1 protein-coding gene is annotated in these 899 nt (G+C 43.4%); it reads left to right on the top strand.

Annotated elements, in window-relative coordinates; genetic code table 11:
• Window positions 1-899: HYR-like domain-containing protein (locus HM983_RS15770; protein ID WP_449658185.1), on the top strand; the 899-nt coding region annotated here is incomplete at both ends.

Raw genomic sequence — 899 nt, 5'->3', positions numbered from 1 at the left:
ACATTGACAGACGAGTGTGACAATACGACCACTTTGGTACAAACAATTACTGTTGTAGATACAACGGAACCGACTTTCACAGTACCTGCTGATATTACAATAGAATGTGATGTAGATGCAACCGATTTAACTATTACAGGTGACGTGACAGATGAAGCGGATAACTGCTCAACTGGTCTTGAAGCAACGTTTAGCGATGCGGTTACTGCTGGCTCATGTGCAAACGAATCGACCATTACCAGAACATGGACATTGATCGACGAGTGTGACAATACCACAACTTTGGTGCAGACCATTACCGTTGAGGACAATACCGAACCCGTTATCGATACTACTAATTCCGAGGACATTGTTATCCAATGTGGCATAACTCCAGACGGAACCTTAGAGGCATGGCTTGATAACAATGCAGGAAACACAGCAACGGATAATTGTGGTGATGTGACCTGGTCTAATGATTATGGTGCAAACACTGATGTGAACTGTGCCAATGGTGCAATCACGGTGACCTTTACGGCTATTGATGAATGTGGAAATACTGCAACCACTACCGCAAATTATTCAATTATCGATACCGTAGCACCAGTTTTAGAAATTCCAGATGATATCACAATCGAATGTACAGAAGACAGTACACCTTCCAATACCGGAACCGCAACCGCTACAGATGACTGTGCGATACCGAATGTGGATTTTACGGATATTGAAGTTGCAGCCTGTGGGAATACAAAGACCATTACCAGAACCTGGACAGCAACCGATGCCTGTGGGAATTCGGTTTCCGAGGATCAAACGATTACAGTTGTCGATACAACGGAACCGACTTTTACAGTACCTGCTGATGTTACAATAGAATGTGATGTTGATGCAACCGATTTAACTATTACAGGTGACGTAAC

Source organism: Winogradskyella ursingii, assembly GCF_013403975.1.
Classification (GTDB): domain Bacteria; phylum Bacteroidota; class Bacteroidia; order Flavobacteriales; family Flavobacteriaceae; genus Winogradskyella; species Winogradskyella ursingii.
Note: the sequence above shows the minus strand (reverse complement) of the source record. Positions and strands in the feature narration are given on the sequence as shown.